The organism is Hafnia paralvei (assembly GCF_020150375.1).
Classification (GTDB): Bacteria; Pseudomonadota; Gammaproteobacteria; order Enterobacterales; family Enterobacteriaceae; genus Hafnia; species Hafnia paralvei.
The window spans coordinates 2,523,810-2,540,288 of record NZ_CP083737.1 but is presented as its reverse complement, the minus strand read 5'-3'; the positions used below and the strand labels follow the sequence as shown (position 1 = coordinate 2,540,288).

The window sequence follows — 16,479 nt, the reverse complement described above, 5'->3', positions numbered from 1 at the left end:
ACAGAATGATTGTTATAAAAATGTAGGACGAATTAGCCTAAAGATACAATGTGTAACGAGTTAATGTGTAGTGATGTTGGATAGGTCTTGTGTGATAACGCATTTAATGCTTATTTTATACTCGTCATTATTCAGGCTCAGAAACTTAAGGACACCGCTTGGTATTGCTTAAAAAAGGCTTAAGTGTTTTTGTCTTAGATCTGGCGCCACAAGTGTTAATGTGACCTATTATTCAAGCCTTATGGCGATGTCCAAGTAACAAGGTAACGAGATTTAAATGAGTAAAAAAGAGTTTTATGCCGATCTGACCCGCGATCTGGCTGCGTTAAGCCGTGGTGAATATAACTTTATTGCAACATTGTCTAACGCTAGCGCTCTGATTTATGAGCGTTTAGAGAACGTGAACTGGGCAGGCTTTTACCTCATTGACGGTAATACGCTGGTTCTTGCGCCATTTCAGGGGAAATTGGCCTGTGTACGTATTCCAGTGGGTAAGGGCGTTTGCGGAACGGCGTATGCGAAAAATGAGGTTCAGCGCGTGGCCGATGTGCATGCTTTTGCAGGACATATTGCCTGTGATGCCGCCAGCAATGCTGAAATTGTGCTGCCTCTCGAGGTAAATGGACAGGTTATTGGTGTTTTAGATATCGATAGCACAGTTTATGACCGATTCGACGAAGATGATGAAACTGGATTGAAATCAGTTGTTTACGCACTTTGTGAGCACTTGGCAGAGTGTGACAGCGCAAAATTTGTGACATTTGCATAAGGTTGTCGTGCGTATGGCGTGGCTTTTGGCGATAGCGCCATTATAATGTCGCCTGTTCATGCCATCGCTGGTTGGCAAACCCGTTGTAATCAGGAAATTTCATGGAAAATCAACCCAAGTTGAATAGTAGTAAAGAAGTCATTGCATTTTTAGCCCAGCGTTTCCCGCAGTGCTTTAGCGCAGAGGGCGAAGCACGTCCGTTGAAAATCGGTATCTTCCAAGATCTGGTTGAGCGGATGCAGGGAGATGAAAACGGACTGAGCAAGACTCAGCTACGTTCAGCGCTCCGTCTGTACACTTCAAGCTGGCGTTATCTGCACGGCGTGAAAGTGGGTGCAGAACGAGTCGATCTTGACGGTAATTCGTGTGGGGTGCTGGAAGAGCAGCACGTAGAACACGCTCGTCAACAATTAGAAGAAGCCAAAGCGCGAGTTCAAGCACAACGTGCAGAACAGCAGGCGAAAAAACGTGAGGCCGGTGAAGCGACAGAAAACCGTCGTCCTCGTCCAGCGGGCAAAAAACCTGCTGCACGTCGCACCGATGCTGCTAACGGAGACAAAGAAGCGCGTAAACCACGCACTCCGCGTCCACAGCAGGATCGCACGCCTCGCGCTAACACTGAATCAGCTAAGCCGCGTACTGTGCCAGTGACTGACATTACCAAACTGACCGTAGGTCAGGATGTAAAAGTCAGCGCGGGTAAAAGTGCAATGGACGCTTCCGTATTGGAAATCACCAAAGATGGTGTACGCGTTCAGCTTTCTAACGGTCTGGCGATGATTGTGCGCGCAGAACACTTGCAGTTCTGATACGGAGGCCAACCAAGGCATGAACAAAATTTTCAGGGTATCAGCGATGGCCCTGGCGTTATTCGCTGGTGCCAGCTTTGCGGCTGATAATGTTGCTTACAACATTAATCAGTTACCGCAGCTGCGCCAAGAGCCGCAACATGCGACCGTCAGTGAACGGGTGACGTCGCGTTTTACACGCTCTCATTATCGTCAATTCGATTTGAATGACGATTTTTCCAAAAAGATCTTTGCTCGCTACCTCAATATGTTGGACTACAACCATAACGTGTTGTTGGCCTCTGATGTGGCGCAGTTTAAAGACCGTGAAACGACGCTGGATGATGAACTGAAATCCGGTCAGCTAGATACCGCTTATGCGTTGTTCAATTTGGCTCAGAAACGTCGCTTTGAACGTTATGAATATGCACTTTCTTTGCTTAAGTCACCGATGACCTTCGATGGCAACGACACTATTGATGTCGACCGTAGTAAGTCGCCGTGGCCAACTAGCACGGAAGAATTGAATAAGCTTTGGACAGCCAAAGTTAAATATGACGAATTAAATCTGAAACTCGCCGGCAAAGATTGGCCCGAGATCCAGAAAATCCTGACCAAACGCTATCAGTTTGCGATTAAACGCCTCACGCAAAGTAAGAGTGAAGACGTTTTCCAGCTGTTTATGAACGCGTTTGCGCATGAAATTGATCCGCATACCAACTATCTATCACCGCGTAATACTGAACAGTTCAATACCGAGATGAGCCTCTCTCTGGAAGGTATTGGTGCGGTATTGCAGCAGACGGAAGATGATTACACCCAGATTAACTCAATGGTTGCTGGTGGCCCTGCGGCTAAGAGTAAAGCGCTGAAAGTGGGCGATCGCATTGTTGGTGTGGGACAGCCGGGCAAACCGATGGTGGATGTGATCGGCTGGCGTCTCGACGACGTGGTTGAGCTGATCAAAGGGCCGAAGGGCAGCAAAGTTCGTCTGGAAATTCTGCCAGCGGGCAAAGGCACCAAAACGCGCACCATTACGCTGACCCGTGAACGCATTCGTTTAGAAGATCGTGCGGTCAAGATGAGTGTGAAAACCGTCGACGGTAAGAAAGTTGGCGTGTTGGATATTCCGGGCTTCTACGTTGGTTTGACCGATGACGTCAAAGTACAGCTACAGAAACTGGAAAAACAGAACGTCAGCAGCGTGATTATCGATCTGCGCAGCAACGGCGGCGGGGCATTGACTGAGGCCGTATCGCTTTCAGGCCTGTTTATCCCGAGTGGCCCAGTGGTGCAGGTGCGCGATAATAATGGCAAAATCCGTGAAGATGCCGATAGCGACGGGGTTGTTTACTACAAAGGCCCTCTGGTTGTTCTCGTCGATCGCTTTAGTGCGTCAGCGTCAGAAATTTTTGCCGCTGCGATGCAGGATTATGACCGTGCGCTGATTGTTGGTGAGCCGACCTTCGGTAAAGGCACCGTTCAACAGTACCGTTCGGTTAACCGTATCTACGATCAAATGCTGCGTCCTGAGTGGCCTGAATTAGGCTCCGTGCAGTACACCATCCAGAAGTTCTACCGCATCAACGGTGGTAGTACTCAACGTAAGGGTGTTACGCCTGATATCATCATGCCAACCGGTTTAGAGTCCATCGACACTGGCGAAAGCTTTGAAGATAACGCTCTGCCATGGGACAGCATTAAAGCAGCGACCTATGAGAGTGCGGGCAACGTGCAGAAGTTTGATCCGGTACTGCTTGCTGATCACAACAAGCGCATCGCTTCAAACCCAGAGTTCCAATATATCGAGCAGGATATCGCTCACTATAAGGCACTCAAAGATCGCAAAAACATCGTGTCTCTTAACTACGCCCAGCGTGAAAAAGAGAACAAAGATGATGATGCAACGCGTCTGATGCGTATTAATGAACGACTGAAAGCTAGCGGCAAAAAACCAATCAAGTCACTTGATGATGTGCCGAAGGATTATCAGGAGCCAGATCCTTATCTGGACGAAACGGTGAAAATTGCGCTCGATCTTGCTCAGCAACTGCAAGGCAGCTCAAAATAATCGATTCGAGTTAGAGTAAAAAAGAGCGAGAGATCGCTCTTTTTTTATGCCTGCGGCTCAGTTGTATTGGTGTATAAATCGTCAGTTATGTGATTTTTAGTACGTCAAATTGTAAAGTTATGTTTCTTTAGTGTGTTATTGCTTAACACCTCTTGAATCCCGCGCAGATGCCCTTACGATCTAGTCATCGCATAGTGCGTACTCCATGAATGAGGATTAATAAATAATATGATGCGTATCGCTTTGTTCCTGCTAACCAACCTAGCCGTTATGCTGGTGTTTGGTGTGGTGTTGAGCCTAACAGGGATCCAGTCCAGCAGCGTGCAAGGGCTGATGGTGATGGCACTGCTGTTCGGCTTTGGTGGTTCTATTGTTTCTCTGTTGATGTCTAAGTGGATGGCATTGCGTTCGGTTGGGGGCGAGGTGATTGAGCAACCTCGCAATGAAACCGAGCGTTGGTTAGTCGAAACGGTGCGTCGTCAGTCGCAGCAGGCAGGCATTGATATGCCACAGGTGGCTATTTATCATGCACCGGATATGAATGCGTTTGCTACAGGCGCACGTCGTAATGCTTCATTAGTGGCGGTGAGCACCGGTCTGCTACAAAACATGAGCCGTGATGAGGCTGAAGCCGTTTTGGCGCATGAGATTAGCCACGTTGCCAATGGTGACATGGTGACTATGACGCTGGTTCAGGGCGTGGTGAACACCTTTGTTATCTTCATCTCGCGCCTGATTGCGCAGGTGGCGGCAGGGTTCTTGTCTGGCAATCGCGATGAAGGTGAAAGCAGCAGTGGTAACCCGATGATTTATTTCGCGGTGTCTATGGTGCTGGAGATTGTGTTCGGTATTCTGGCGAGCATCATCACCATGTGGTTCTCGCGTTACCGTGAATTCCGTGCCGATGCGGGTTCTGCAAACTTAGTGGGGCGCGAGAAAATGATTGCTGCATTGCAGCGTCTAAAAACCAGCTATGAACCGCAGGAAGAAGGGAGCATGATGGCATTTTGCATTAACGGCCGTAATAAGTCTTTTAGCGAACTGTTCCTGTCTCACCCTCCGTTGGACAAGCGTATTGAAGCGCTGCGTACGGGCCAATACCTGAAGTAATTCAGCACGATAGAAAAAACAAAGGAGCCGAAAGGCTCCTTTGACGTTTATGGCGCTCTGTTTAACGCGCGACACGCAAACCGCCTTCGGCGCCGCGTGGTGAGAATACGACCTGCCACAGCTGAATATCGCGTGCGCGGAACGCACCAGCGCAGGCATTCAGATAGTAGCTGAACATACGGAAGAAACGCTGAGAGTAGTTATGTTCCAGCTTTGGCCAATTTTGTACAAAACGTTCGTACCAAGCCATTAAGGTGCGGTCATAATCAGCGCCAATATTGTGCCAATCTTCCATGACGAATTTACCTTCACTTGTGGTAGCAATGTGCTTAATAGAAGGCAGGCAGCCATTAGGGAAAATATATTTATTGATCCAAGGATCAACGTTCATATTCGTTTCATTAGCACCAATGGTGTGCAAAAGGAAAAGACCATCAGGCTTTAAATTTCGGGCAACGACTTTGAAGTAGGTCTGGTAGTTTTTCGGTCCGACGTGCTCAAACATTCCCACTGAAACGATGCGATCATACTGCGAATCAAGATCGCGATAGTCCTGCAGTAGGATTTTTACATCTAAATCCTTGCAACGTTCCTGTGCTAATTTTTGCTGCTCCGCAGAAATAGTGACACCTTCGACCGACACGCCGTAGTGCTTAGCGGCATAAGCGGCAAGTCCTCCCCAGCCACAGCCAATATCTAACAGCGTCATACCCGGTTTTAACTGAAGTTTTTCACAGATAAGTTTTAGCTTGGCTTCTTGCGCCTGCTTAAGCGTGGTGGCGTCTTTCCAGTATCCACAGGAGTACTGCATGTAGGGATCGAGCATCAGGCTAAAAAGGTCATTGCCCAAATCGTAATGCTCTTTACCCACGATCCATGCACGCTTTTTAGATTGTAGATTTGTCAATCGAGCCGCCGCAACGCGCAACGTATCTTTAATATGATGGGGAAGCTGGTTTTCCAGTCCGGCACGTAGCACTTTCTGGAAGAAAATGTCTAATCGGTCGCATTCCCACCAACCATCCATATAGCTCTCACCAAGGCCCAGTGAACCCTCTTGCAATACACGTTTAAAGAAATGAGGATTCTTGACGCGAATATCAAAAGGGCGTGAACCATTTACCTCTATATCTGCCGATTGCAACATCTCACTGGCAATTCTGTACCACTGACTGTTTTGTACGCTCAGATCTTCTATACACGATGAACTCATAGTTTCTCCATGACCCATATTCTTCATATAACTCGACCTGCCAGAACGCATGGGCAATCTGTAGGCGCACGAGTACCAACGGCCAACCCGCGGTGTTTAAACCCGACTTAGAAAAATGGAAAACTGAGGAAACCCATGCGTTTAGCAGGGACTCATCCTTTAGAAAACGTGACGTGCTCCGCACGCCAGAAAAGTAAAAGTTACTCACTAGCAAAATAATTGTGAATGCAACTGTTGCAGTATAGGACGCAGCGGTGACAGACTCAAGTATGAATCTATACCGCTGGTCAATGGGTTAGCGTAAAGGAGACAAAAAATACTAGTGTTGAGAAACGTGCTTTTTGCTTGATTCTGTTGTAGTTAACTTATCTGCGCTGAGTTTTTTAGTGACGCTGTCACTTTTGAGCCAATAGCCGATCATGACCAAAATAACGGTTCCCGCCATAATAGCCGTAGTTGCTAATAGCGCAGATTCAACAAAGACCGATACTAGCAGGCTGGCAAGGAAACAGACGCCAAGCTGTAAGGTATTTTGCAGCGCGGCGGCTTTACCACTGTTTTCAGGAAATGGCGTTAGCGCATTCGCGACCACGATAGGATAAATAGCCCCGTTCGCCATCGCCATGATGCAGAAAGGGACAAGAATGGCGAACAGTCCTGGTGTACTAAACATCGCCATCACAAACATCGCAATCATGCACAGGCTATAAACAATCAGCAGTACAGGCAGCATCAGATTTCCACCGATGCGGCTAAGCAGCGCACGGCAGCCATAGCCACCGATTAAGAAAGCAATCGTCTGTGGCACATAGCTCAAACCAATATCGTTAGGACCATAGCCCATATCACCGAGAATGAACGGTGAACCGGTTAGCCAAGCAAAGAAACCCGCAGAGCAGGCAGCAAAAATCATTACGTTGCCAGAGAAGATATTTGAGCGCATCAACTGGAAGAAACTAATTTTTTTCTGCGTTTTATCTTCTGTTGGTTTACGGCGCGTATCTTTCAGCATCAACGTAGGGATCAGTAGGAGCAGTGAAATCCCGAACAATACGGCGAAAATGGCCTGCCACTCTAAATGATTTAGTAGCCATGCACCGAGTAATGGCGCTAAGGCTGGCGACAGTGCGACCAGCGGCATGATGGTGGCAAATACGCGGTTGGCGATGCCTTTGCTGTAACGGTCGATTACCAGCGCTTGCCAGGTCACCGCGGCAGAACATACACCGATAGCCTGTACGAAACGCAGAATCAGAAGCTCGACAGTTGTGTCTACCCAGATCATTCCCAAGCAGCCAAGGCTGAACAATGTCAGCCCCATCAGCAGGACGGGCTTACGACCAATACGGTCAGACAGAGGGCCCCAAACGAGCTGGGCAAAGGCAAAACCGGCTAAGAAAATACTTAAACTAGCGCTAATTGCGCCCGCAGACGCACCCAGATCCTGCTGCATGGCACCAAAAGCAGGAAGATACATATCGGTGGCCAGATATCCCAACATGCTCAAGCCGGCCAGATAGAACATAAAAAATGAGGAAGTTCGCATTATTTTGACTCGTTATATATTTGTTGCAGAGTGAAAGTGTGACGTGGGGAGTTTAGCGATCTCACTAATTACTTGTGAAACGCTAATATTTGCTATCATGAGTGAAAATTTTTGAAAGCAAGAAAGGTGAGGTAGCGCACATGTGGTCTGAATACTCATTAGAGGTTGTAGACGCGGTTGCTAGAACGGGGAGTTTCAGCGCCGCAGCACAAGAGCTGCACCGTGTGCCGTCTGCCGTGAGTTACACAGTACGTCAGTTGGAAACATGGTTAGCCGTTTCGCTGTTTGAACGACGCCATCGTGATGTGGAGTTAACCGAAGCAGGCGCATTTTTTGTAGAAGAAGCGCGTACTATTATCAAAAAAATGAATTCCACCCGTCGCCAGTGTCAGCAAGTCGCAAACGGCTGGCGTGGACAGCTAAATATCGCCGTCGATCGCATCGTTAACCCGCGTAGGAGTCGGCAGTTGGTCGTGGATTTTTATCGTCACTTTCCTGATATGGAATTAATGATCCATCCAGAAGTGTTTAACGGTGTGTGGGATGCCTTAGTTGCCGGACGGGTTGATGTGGCTATTGGCGCAACGCGTGCGGTGCCGGCCGGAGGACGTTTTTCATTTCGCGATATGGGTTTTTTGCATTGGCATTGCCTAGTCAGCCCAGAGCATCCGTTGGCGATGCTCGAAGGCGAACTGACGGATGATAAAATTCGTCCATTCCCTGCGCTGTGCATTGAGGATACGTCAATCAATCTGCCTAAGCGCGACACATGGCTACTTGATAACCAGCGCCGTTTAGTGGTGCCAGACTGGCAGTCTGCCTGCGATTGTCTGGAAAGCGGTCTTTGCGTGGGGCTGATGCCGGCTCATATGGCAGAGCCATTGGTCAGTGCGGGGAAATTACATATTTTGCAGTTGGCGCAGCCGTTTCCTGATAGCGCCTGCTGCGTCACCTGGGAGGATCATACTCGCTCACCGGCAATTGACTGGTTACTGGATTATCTGGGAGATACCGAAACCATGAATCAGGAATGGCTGAGCCCAGAGTAAACTACAGGCAAATCATTTGCCCATTTTCTGGCGCATCGTCTTCATCGTGTGTGACTAAAAGGGCGGCGATATTGGCCTGTTTTAACTCATCAAAGACCCAGCGACGAAAATGTTGGCGCAGTGTTTTATCGAGCTTAGAAAAAGGCTCGTCTAGCGCAACGACCGCAGGGCTAGATAATAGGGTGCGAAGCAGGCTGATTCTGGCGCGTTGCCCGCCGGAGAGTTCATTTGGAAAGCGGCGGGAAAACTCACTCATCTCAATCTTTGCTAAGGCTTGAGTCACCTGTGAGTGGCGTTCTGTCCGAGCAACATCATCAGGCAACGCGAATAACAGATTTTGCTCTACGTTGAGATGAGGAAATAATAAGTCATCTTGAAATAGCAGACCGACTTTGCGTTGATGGGCTGGAAGGTGTGTCACATCTTGCCCATTAATTTTCACTTTTCCTCGTCGTGAAATCGGAGCATGTGCATGTCCTGCAAGCGCTAACAGCAAGCTTGATTTTCCACACCCGCTCGGCCCCATTAGCGTAAGCGTTTCTCCGCCGGCCACACTCACGTTGAGTTCAGGCGTTAGCGGCACATCATGTAAATAGACTTGAAACTGTTCGAGAGTCAACGTGCTCATTGCTGCTTACTCCTTGAGAATGTGACGGGGATAAACAGTGCTAACCCGTAGCCGAGCAGTGGCAGAAAGGTTTGCCACAGAGCTGCAACGGCGGCCATGCGGCGATCGATTCCGCTGGCGTAGGCCACCGTTTCGGTCGCTAAAGTAGGGAAACGACCAGCCCCGAACCCCAGAGTCGGCAGATAAAGGCCGATACTGACAGCAAAGCCTAGGGCGACGGATATCGCCAGCGGTTTACTCAATAGTGGAATTTTAATATGCCAGAAGCACGACCACGGGGTTTTCCCTAGTGATTGGGCCGTATAAAGGAGTCTACGATCAAAAGCCTGCCATGTGCCGCTCAGACTGAGGAAGTAGTAAGGCGTAATAAACAGCGCATGGGCGAAAATCACGCTGGGCAGCAGGCCAATCACGTCGAACCAAGCCGCTAAATGTTGTAAACCAAAAATCAGACTGATTTGCGGTAGCAAAAGAGGTGTGAGTAGCAGCCATAATCCCGTGATTTTATGGCGTAAGAATTGCCATTCAAGAAAGCCTACACAGAGAATCAGACTACAGAGATTGGCGATGCCAGCGATGAGCAGGCTATTGATGATGGGGGTACCGAGTTGGCTTAGGCTGCTGAGCCAATAATCGAATGTCCATTGCAGTGGTAAGGCAGCAGGGAACGGCCATCGCCAAGCAATCGACCAGATAAACAAAACGCTATACGAACCCAGCGTCAGCAGTATGCCAACGATCCATAGAGGCCGTAGCGTCATATGACGTTTATAGCGTCTTTGACCGTGCGCGTTGCGGCAATAGCGCAGCCAGGCCCTTTCAATCATCAGCCAGAGGACAAAACTAAAAAGCGTGATCCCAAGCAGGAGCAACGTTCCGCTGGTCGCCAATACTTGATGCGTCAGTGCCGGATCGGTCATCCATTGCCAAATCTGTAGGGATAGCGTTGTGGGCTGCTGTGGTCCAAGTAAAATAGCGATATCCACCACGGATAAGCCAAATGCCAACACGCAGAAGACGGGCAACCGCAGGCCGCGCAGAATCTGTGGCACTAACAACAGCCACCAGACGCGAGTTGAAGGATAGCCTAGCGCCACACCTGACTGTATTTGTCGTCGAACATCAATACGTCCGGCGATATTCAGCGCCATTAAAAACAGGAAAGGCGTTTCTTTCACCGCTAATAGCAACGTCAATGAAAGTGCATAAGGATCGTTGATTATCAGCCAATCAGGTGGGCGAGAGTATCCGGTAAGCGTGGGGGAAATGACCCTTAGCAACCAGCCCGATGGGGACAACAGCAGGATCAATCCGGTCGCTAAAGCAATGTGCGGTATAGCGAGAATAGCAGTGGAGATAACCCGCGCGATATGACTATTCTGTCTGAGAATGACCTGCCCACATAACGCCAGAGCTAGCCATAGTGATATTAGCGTGGCGGCAAAACCACTGAATATGCTCAGCGTGATGGATTGCAATATACCTGGCCATTGTAGCAACAGGTGCCACGACGCAAGAAAATGGCTAAGGGAAAAAGTATCTGAAAGGGGTTGAAGCATAACCAGTAGCGCCGCCGCAATCGGCAGCGCACCAGCAAGTATCAGCACAAGAGGGAACAGCGCGAGACAGGAGCAGCCGTTCTTCATCGCTTAGCGGCGATAGTCCAGATAAGGGCCATCGGCTACTGAACGACGCTCTACCAATTTAGGGTGCACTTCGATAGTCTGAGAATCTTCGCGTTTGCTCACGATACGATCAAGCAGCATATCAAAGGCCATCGCACCTAGACGCTCTTTCGGCTGATGAATAGTGGTTAATGCCGGAGTGAAGTAACGTGCGTTACGTACGTTATCATACCCGATCACCGAAATATCTTGTGGGACGCGCAACCCCATTTCATCTGCGGCGCAGATGGCGCCCATGGCCATGATGTCTCCACCCACAAAAACGGCTGTCGGTCGATGCTTTTGCGAGAGGATTTGGTGCATAGCTTTGTATCCAGACTCGGGTTCAAAGTCACCTTCAACCATCCACTCATCGCGCGTTGGGATATTGGCCTCTTGTAGCGCTTTCAGGAAGCCCCGCAGGCGTCCACCGCCGGTATTGCGCGACAGCTGTCCGGTAATGGCACCAATGTCACGATGGCCGCGTTCAATCAAATAACGGCCCGCTAAATAGCCCCCTTCGAAGGCGTTATCTTGAATCGCATCGGTAAAGTCGCTGCGCTGCGTTCCCCAATCCATAACGACCATCGGAATATTGCGGTAGTCTTCTAGCGTCTGTAGTAGGTTCTCTGGATACTCAGAGCACATCACCAGCAGGCCATCAACACGCTTTTGTGCCAACATGGCGAGATAGGCTTTTTGCTTTTCTGGATTGTTATGCGAATTGCACAGAATTAGGGTATAGCCTTGGCTGTAGCAGGCGTTCTCTACGGCTTCGATGACCTCAGCAAAATAGGGCGCTTCACTGGAGGTGGCCAGTAAACCGATCGATTTAGTGTGGTTAACTTTCAGGCTACGGGCGACGGCACTGGGAGAATAGTGCAGCTCTTTAATTGCCTCCCATACCGCGGCTTTGGTCTCTTCGGCGACAAAGCGCGTTTTATTAATGACATGAGACACAGTCGTGGTGGAAACGCCCGCGCGTTTTGCCACATCTTTAATCGTTGCCATGAAACAGATGACTCCTAAGCTTATGTAATCAAAACATAGCTATTGTGTTAATCGTTTGCTTACGTACATCTAAAATTACACCGAATGAAAGCACATAAAATAAATGAATATGCAGAGACTTCGAGTGCCAGCCTATTCTTTTTCGTTATGAAAGCTGATACGTAGCAGTAAACCGTAAATTTTGGCCTATAAAATGCAAAAGGGGAAGTCAAAATTAGGGGATAAGAGAAAGAATAATAGAATGATTTTCTGCGTGTGATCTCATTTGATGTATGTAAAAATGATTTCACACACTTTCTGCAAGTGTTTATGTATAATAAAAATTGATCTGATAACGAAATGCGGGAGATGAGCACATGGAAACCGATCTGAAATATTCCCTAATGACGACGGTTGCTGCTTTGGCAGTTATTGTTATCTTTAGCTTTGTAGCAGCGCTGCACTGATTTAAAGACGTGTTGGAATCTTTAGTTATTAACATGACTAAAACAAAAGGCGGTCAATCGACCGCCTTTCTTATATACGTACGTTAAAAACTTATGCCAAGTTTTTAGCGACGAATTCCCAGTTTACCAGAGCCCAGAAGTTCTCCAGATATTTAGGACGCGCATTGCGGTAATCGATGTAGTAAGCGTGTTCCCAAACGTCCACGGTCAGCAGTGGTTTGTCGCCGCTGGTCAATGGGGTTGCTGCGTTTGAGGTATTAACGATAGCTAAAGAACCGTCCGCTTTTTTAACCAGCCACGTCCAGCCAGAACCAAAGTTACCCACGGCAGATTTAGTCAGTTCTTCTTTGAAGGCTTCGAAAGAACCAAAGGCTTTGTTAATGGCGTCTGCTACTGCGCCAGTAGGTGCGTTGCCGCCTTTTGGAGACAGGCAGTGCCAGTAGAAGGTATGGTTCCAAACCTGAGCGGCGTTGTTAAAGATACCGCCAGTAGAGGTCTTGATGATCTCTTCCAGTGATTTACCTTCAAACTCGGTGCCTTTGATCAGGTTGTTTAGGTTTACCACGTAGGTGTTGTGATGCTTACCGTAATGGTATTCCAGAGTTTCTGCGGAGATGTGCGGCTCGAGTGCGTTTTTTTCGTATGGTAATGTAGGTAATTCAAAAGACATTGCTCTCTCCTATTATTGATCTATTTTGCGATGAAACAGTTACACGCAAGTGTTTTATGTTTCACGCATCACACTAACGTTAACGTCAGTGTGCGGGTTTTTAAATTTGAAACGATCTTGTTGTGCTCTTGTTATGGGGATCGATTTTAGCAAGTTTTGAGTCTAATAACAGGCTAAATTTTGCTTTTTGGTTATCAATTGATGAATTGTCCATCAGTAACACTGCGAGACATCAAGGTACTAAGGAAGGATATTGAGAAAGGAGAGGGGAAATTACAGGGATTATCCGTTATATGAATAAATCCCTGTTGCTTGGCATATCTAACGAATTGTTTTGGGCGTCATGACACGGCGAGCACCCACATAGTGACCCTGCCAATAATCGTTATCCAGATAGCTGATACGAATTTGTTCACCAGTGCGCGGTGACTGGATGAATTTACCTTCACCCATATAGACACCCACATGATCGGCAGCGCCACGGTTGTTAATGCGGAAGAAGACTAAATCGCCTTTTTGTAACTCAGTTTTCTTCACCGGAGCTGCATCGCGCAGATGATACATCTCGTTAGCTGTGCGTGGGATTTTGATACTCAGCAAATCTTGATAGGCATAGTAGACTAAACCGCTGCAATCGAACCCGGTGCTAGGTGATGAGCCTCCCCAGCGGTAGGGTTTGCCAACCTGATTCATCAGCTTGTTCATCGCGGTCTGTTTAGCATTCTGGTAGCGCTTTTTATGCTGTGGACTCAAACGGATTGGCTTGCCATCAACGATCTCAACATTATTCTGATTTAGCGCGAGCTTAGCCAATTCATTTTTGCTGTTTAGTTTGCCGCGTTGACGACCATAGCTCTTTTTATTGCTGACATGCGCAAGCGTTGCGGTTCTGGCGCTTGCCTTTTTCTCAGCAGATTTTTTATTTGGCTTAGATAGAGAGGCTAATACCGCTTTATCAATTTTCTTGCTGTTGGCTTTATTACGAGCAACTTCACGATTGCGGGCAAATTTGCTGGCTAAAGCGCTATTCTGCGAGGCCGACTCTTTTTTAGCGTTTTGTTTTTTACTCGCGACTGTTTTATCGCTGCTCTTTTTGTTTTTAGCGGTAGAAGTCGTTGGCGTTTTTTCTTTTTTGCTAGCCGCAGGCTTTCGCTTTTTACGATCGGCGGCTTCGCTACTGGTCGTGTGCGACTTTCGCTGATCGGCAACGACTTTATGCCCCGGAGAGGCATTGGCGGCATTAGCAAATAGCTGAGTAAACAGCAGAACAAAGAGTGCGATATATAGACGCATTGGTAGGTTCCAGGCTTTGTCCCAAGAAAAAAACATGGCAAACAGTATTAAATAAACAACAGGAACAGAACAGCATTCATTTCCGCTATTTATATTCTCTTTGTGACTAAATGTTACAAGAGTTAAATCGGATGCTGTTTTGAACAAATTCTGCTGTAAATCTAAACACGAACCAAACGGATATAGCATAGCACGTTTTTAGATTAAACTGAGCTTAAGCGATAAGGGATCGAAACACCTCAGAAATACCCCTATAAAAGATGGCGTTTTTTTCTAAGAGCGTCGCTGCGTACAATCCAGTACAATAATTTGATATGCACTTGCATGCTGTCTGCATAACACTGGTTAGAGGAAGTAAAACAAAATGACAATGACCACTATTGAAAAAATTCAGCGCCAACTAGCTGAAAACCCAATTATTTTATACATGAAAGGTTCGCCAAAATTGCCGAGCTGTGGTTTTTCTGCTCAGGCCGTTCAGGCATTGTCTGCGTGCGGCGAGCGTTTTGCCTATGTCGATATTTTGCAAAATCCTGATATTCGCTCCGAATTGCCAAAATATGCTAACTGGCCAACCTTCCCACAATTGTGGGTCGAAGGTGAGCTGGTGGGCGGCTGTGACATCATTATCGAAATGTACCGCGCCGGTGAATTGCAGCAGTTGATTAAAGAAACTGCGGCGAAGCATCCCGCTCAGGAAGAACAGCAATAGTGATATTGTTGTCGCATAAAACAAAGGCGCCTTAGGGCGCCTTTGTTATTTTGGGTGCAGCTTACAGCGTCATTGCAGCGATCCAGCCGAAGGCTAGCAAGGGTAGGTTATAGTGCAAGAATGTAGGTACAACCGAATCCCAAATGTGATCGTGCTGACCATCCATATTTAAGCCCGAAGTGGGGCCGAGCGTTGAGTCTGAGGCGGGGGAACCTGCATCGCCAAGTGCACCGGCTACGCCGACAATGGCAATTGTCGCCATCGGTGAAAAACCAAAAGCGATACACAATGGAACATAAATTGCGGCGATAATTGGCACCGTCGAGAATGAAGAGCCAATCCCCATGGTGATGATCAGTCCGACGAATAGCATTAAAAAGGCCGCTAAACCGCGATTATTACCGATCACGCTCTCAATCGAAACAACCAGCGTTTCAACGCTGCCGGTGGCTTTAATCACTGCGGCGAATCCTGATGCGGTGATCATAATAAAGCCAATCATCGCCATCATATGTACACCGCGGGTGAAAACATCCTGAGTTTCTTTCCAATGAATGACGCCACCCGCGATAAAGACCATGAACCCCACCAGTGCGCCGAGCACGATGGAGTTGGTCGCCAACTGAACACCTAATGCTGCGAGTATCGCTAGACCGGCCACCCACAAGTGACGTGTTTTTACGCTTTTGTGCTCTGGTTCTGCAGCAAGAATTTTGCGCTCGCTGTAGCGGCGTGGTTTACGATAACTGAAAAATACGGCTATCAGCAGCCCAACAACCATGCCTAATCCCGGTAGCAGCATCGCGTGAGGAACTTGTGACGCTGTCACGTTTAGGCCGTTGCCGTTCAAATTCTTTAACAGAATATTGTTCAGGAAGATGCCGCCAAAGCCGATGGGCAATACCATATAAGGCGTTATTAAACCAAAGGTCAGCACGCAGGCCACCGCACGGCGATCGAGATTCATGCGTGAAAACACGTGGAGCAAAGGGGGGATCAAGATCGGGATAAATGCGATGTGAATGGGGATCAGGTTTTGCGACGAAATAGCGATGAGAGAAATAATCAGCAGCAAACCGTACTTAAACCAAAATAGTTTACTGGCGCTTGGCTGATGCCCCATTCGGGCAATGACTTTCTGAGCCAATATATCGGTGATACCCGAACGGGAGATAGCAACGGCGAAAGTCCCTAGCATCGCGTAACTTAGTGCAATTTCAGCGCCACCACCGAGACCACCGCTAAAAGTAGTTAGGGTCGTTTCAAGAGTGAGTCCGCCAACCAGACCACCGGTAATAGCCGCAAAGATTAACGCGATAACCACGTTCACCCGCATTAAACTCAGTAAAAGCATCACCGTGACGGCGACAACAACAGCGTTCATAGACGTCAATGTCCCAGAGTTCTAAAAATTATAAAACACGTTTAATAACATTTTTTTCGCATTAACACGACAAAAACAAGAATTAGCCGGAGTGGGAGGGCATAGCTCAAGGGTTGTATAGACAA

At 47.9% G+C, this 16,479-nt stretch carries 15 protein-coding genes; 7 read left to right on the top strand and 8 right to left on the bottom strand.

Annotation, left to right across the window (positions count from 1 at the left end):
* Positions 1-277: 277 nt before the first annotated feature.
* The 4 genes from msrC (at position 278) to htpX (ending at position 4,738) form a co-directional block, all read left to right on the top strand.
* Positions 278-769 carry a free L-methionine (R)-S-oxide reductase MsrC gene (msrC, locus tag K9N75_RS12035; protein WP_008813591.1) on the top strand — a complete coding sequence of 164 codons (492 nt, stop codon included), beginning with the start codon at positions 278-280 and terminating at the stop codon, positions 767-769.
* 101 nt (positions 770-870) lie between these two features.
* Complete coding sequence (gene proQ / locus K9N75_RS12030) at positions 871-1,578, top strand: RNA chaperone ProQ (protein WP_008813590.1); 708 nt, start codon at positions 871-873, stop codon at positions 1,576-1,578.
* A 19-nt stretch (positions 1,579-1,597) separates the two neighbouring features.
* Positions 1,598-3,628 (top strand): carboxy terminal-processing peptidase, encoded by a 2,031-nt coding sequence (gene prc, locus K9N75_RS12025; protein WP_061060016.1) that lies wholly within the window; start codon positions 1,598-1,600, stop codon positions 3,626-3,628.
* A gap of 228 nt (positions 3,629-3,856) precedes the next feature.
* Positions 3,857-4,738, top strand: coding sequence for a protease HtpX (gene htpX / locus K9N75_RS12020; protein ID WP_008813588.1), 882 nt, complete (start codon positions 3,857-3,859; stop codon positions 4,736-4,738).
* A gap of 61 nt (positions 4,739-4,799) precedes the next feature.
* Here the strand turns inward: htpX and cfa are convergent, their stop codons facing one another.
* Together cfa and punC are read right to left on the bottom strand one after the other, a co-directional pair.
* On the bottom strand, positions 4,800-5,951 hold the full coding sequence (cfa, locus tag K9N75_RS12015) for a cyclopropane fatty acyl phospholipid synthase (protein WP_175319893.1): 1,152 nt from the start codon (positions 5,949-5,951) through the stop codon (positions 4,800-4,802).
* Positions 5,952-6,270: 319 nt separating this feature from the next.
* Positions 6,271-7,497 carry a purine nucleoside transporter PunC gene (gene punC, locus K9N75_RS12010; protein ID WP_224451660.1) on the bottom strand — a complete coding sequence of 409 codons (1,227 nt, stop codon included), beginning with the start codon at positions 7,495-7,497 and terminating at the stop codon, positions 6,271-6,273.
* 140 nt (positions 7,498-7,637) lie between these two features.
* Between punC and punR the strand changes: the two genes are divergently transcribed.
* Positions 7,638-8,546: a DNA-binding transcriptional activator PunR gene (gene punR / locus K9N75_RS12005; protein ID WP_008813585.1), complete on the top strand. Its 909-nt coding sequence runs from the start codon at positions 7,638-7,640 to the stop codon at positions 8,544-8,546.
* Between the two features lies 1 nt (position 8,547).
* Here punR and K9N75_RS12000 read toward each other — a convergent pair whose 3' ends face one another.
* Genes K9N75_RS12000 through purR form a run of 3 tightly spaced genes read right to left on the bottom strand, consistent with a single transcriptional unit; the run spans position 8,548 to position 11,849 of the window.
* Complete coding sequence (locus tag K9N75_RS12000) at positions 8,548-9,174, bottom strand: ATP-binding cassette domain-containing protein (protein ID WP_061060018.1); 627 nt, start codon at positions 9,172-9,174, stop codon at positions 8,548-8,550.
* Positions 9,171-10,820 (bottom strand): ABC transporter permease, encoded by a 1,650-nt coding sequence (locus K9N75_RS11995; RefSeq protein WP_096080801.1) that lies wholly within the window; start codon positions 10,818-10,820, stop codon positions 9,171-9,173. The genes K9N75_RS12000 and K9N75_RS11995 overlap by 4 nt, the downstream gene beginning before the upstream one ends.
* A gap of 3 nt (positions 10,821-10,823) precedes the next feature.
* A complete protein-coding gene (purR, locus tag K9N75_RS11990; RefSeq protein WP_008813582.1) occupies positions 10,824-11,849 on the bottom strand; it encodes an HTH-type transcriptional repressor PurR in 1,026 nt (341 codons plus the stop codon).
* A 356-nt stretch (positions 11,850-12,205) separates the two neighbouring features.
* On the opposite strand from purR, the gene cydH reads away from it, so the two are divergent.
* A complete protein-coding gene (cydH, locus tag K9N75_RS11985; protein ID WP_020303734.1) occupies positions 12,206-12,295 on the top strand; it encodes a cytochrome bd-I oxidase subunit CydH in 90 nt (29 codons plus the stop codon).
* Between the two features lie 91 nt (positions 12,296-12,386).
* On the opposite strand, the gene sodB is transcribed toward cydH, so the two are convergent.
* On the bottom strand, positions 12,387-12,965 hold the full coding sequence (sodB, locus tag K9N75_RS11980) for a superoxide dismutase [Fe] (protein WP_130974553.1): 579 nt from the start codon (positions 12,963-12,965) through the stop codon (positions 12,387-12,389).
* A gap of 321 nt (positions 12,966-13,286) precedes the next feature.
* Positions 13,287-14,258 (bottom strand): C40 family peptidase, encoded by a 972-nt coding sequence (locus K9N75_RS11975; protein ID WP_008813580.1) that lies wholly within the window; start codon positions 14,256-14,258, stop codon positions 13,287-13,289.
* A 370-nt stretch (positions 14,259-14,628) separates the two neighbouring features.
* On the opposite strand from K9N75_RS11975, the gene K9N75_RS11970 reads away from it, so the two are divergent.
* A complete protein-coding gene (locus K9N75_RS11970) occupies positions 14,629-14,970 on the top strand; it encodes a Grx4 family monothiol glutaredoxin (RefSeq protein ID WP_375374061.1) in 342 nt (113 codons plus the stop codon).
* Between the two features lie 61 nt (positions 14,971-15,031).
* Here K9N75_RS11970 and K9N75_RS11965 read toward each other — a convergent pair whose 3' ends face one another.
* Positions 15,032-16,354, bottom strand: coding sequence for a Na+/H+ antiporter family protein (locus K9N75_RS11965; protein ID WP_061060020.1), 1,323 nt, complete (start codon positions 16,352-16,354; stop codon positions 15,032-15,034).
* Positions 16,355-16,479 lie beyond the last annotated feature (125 nt).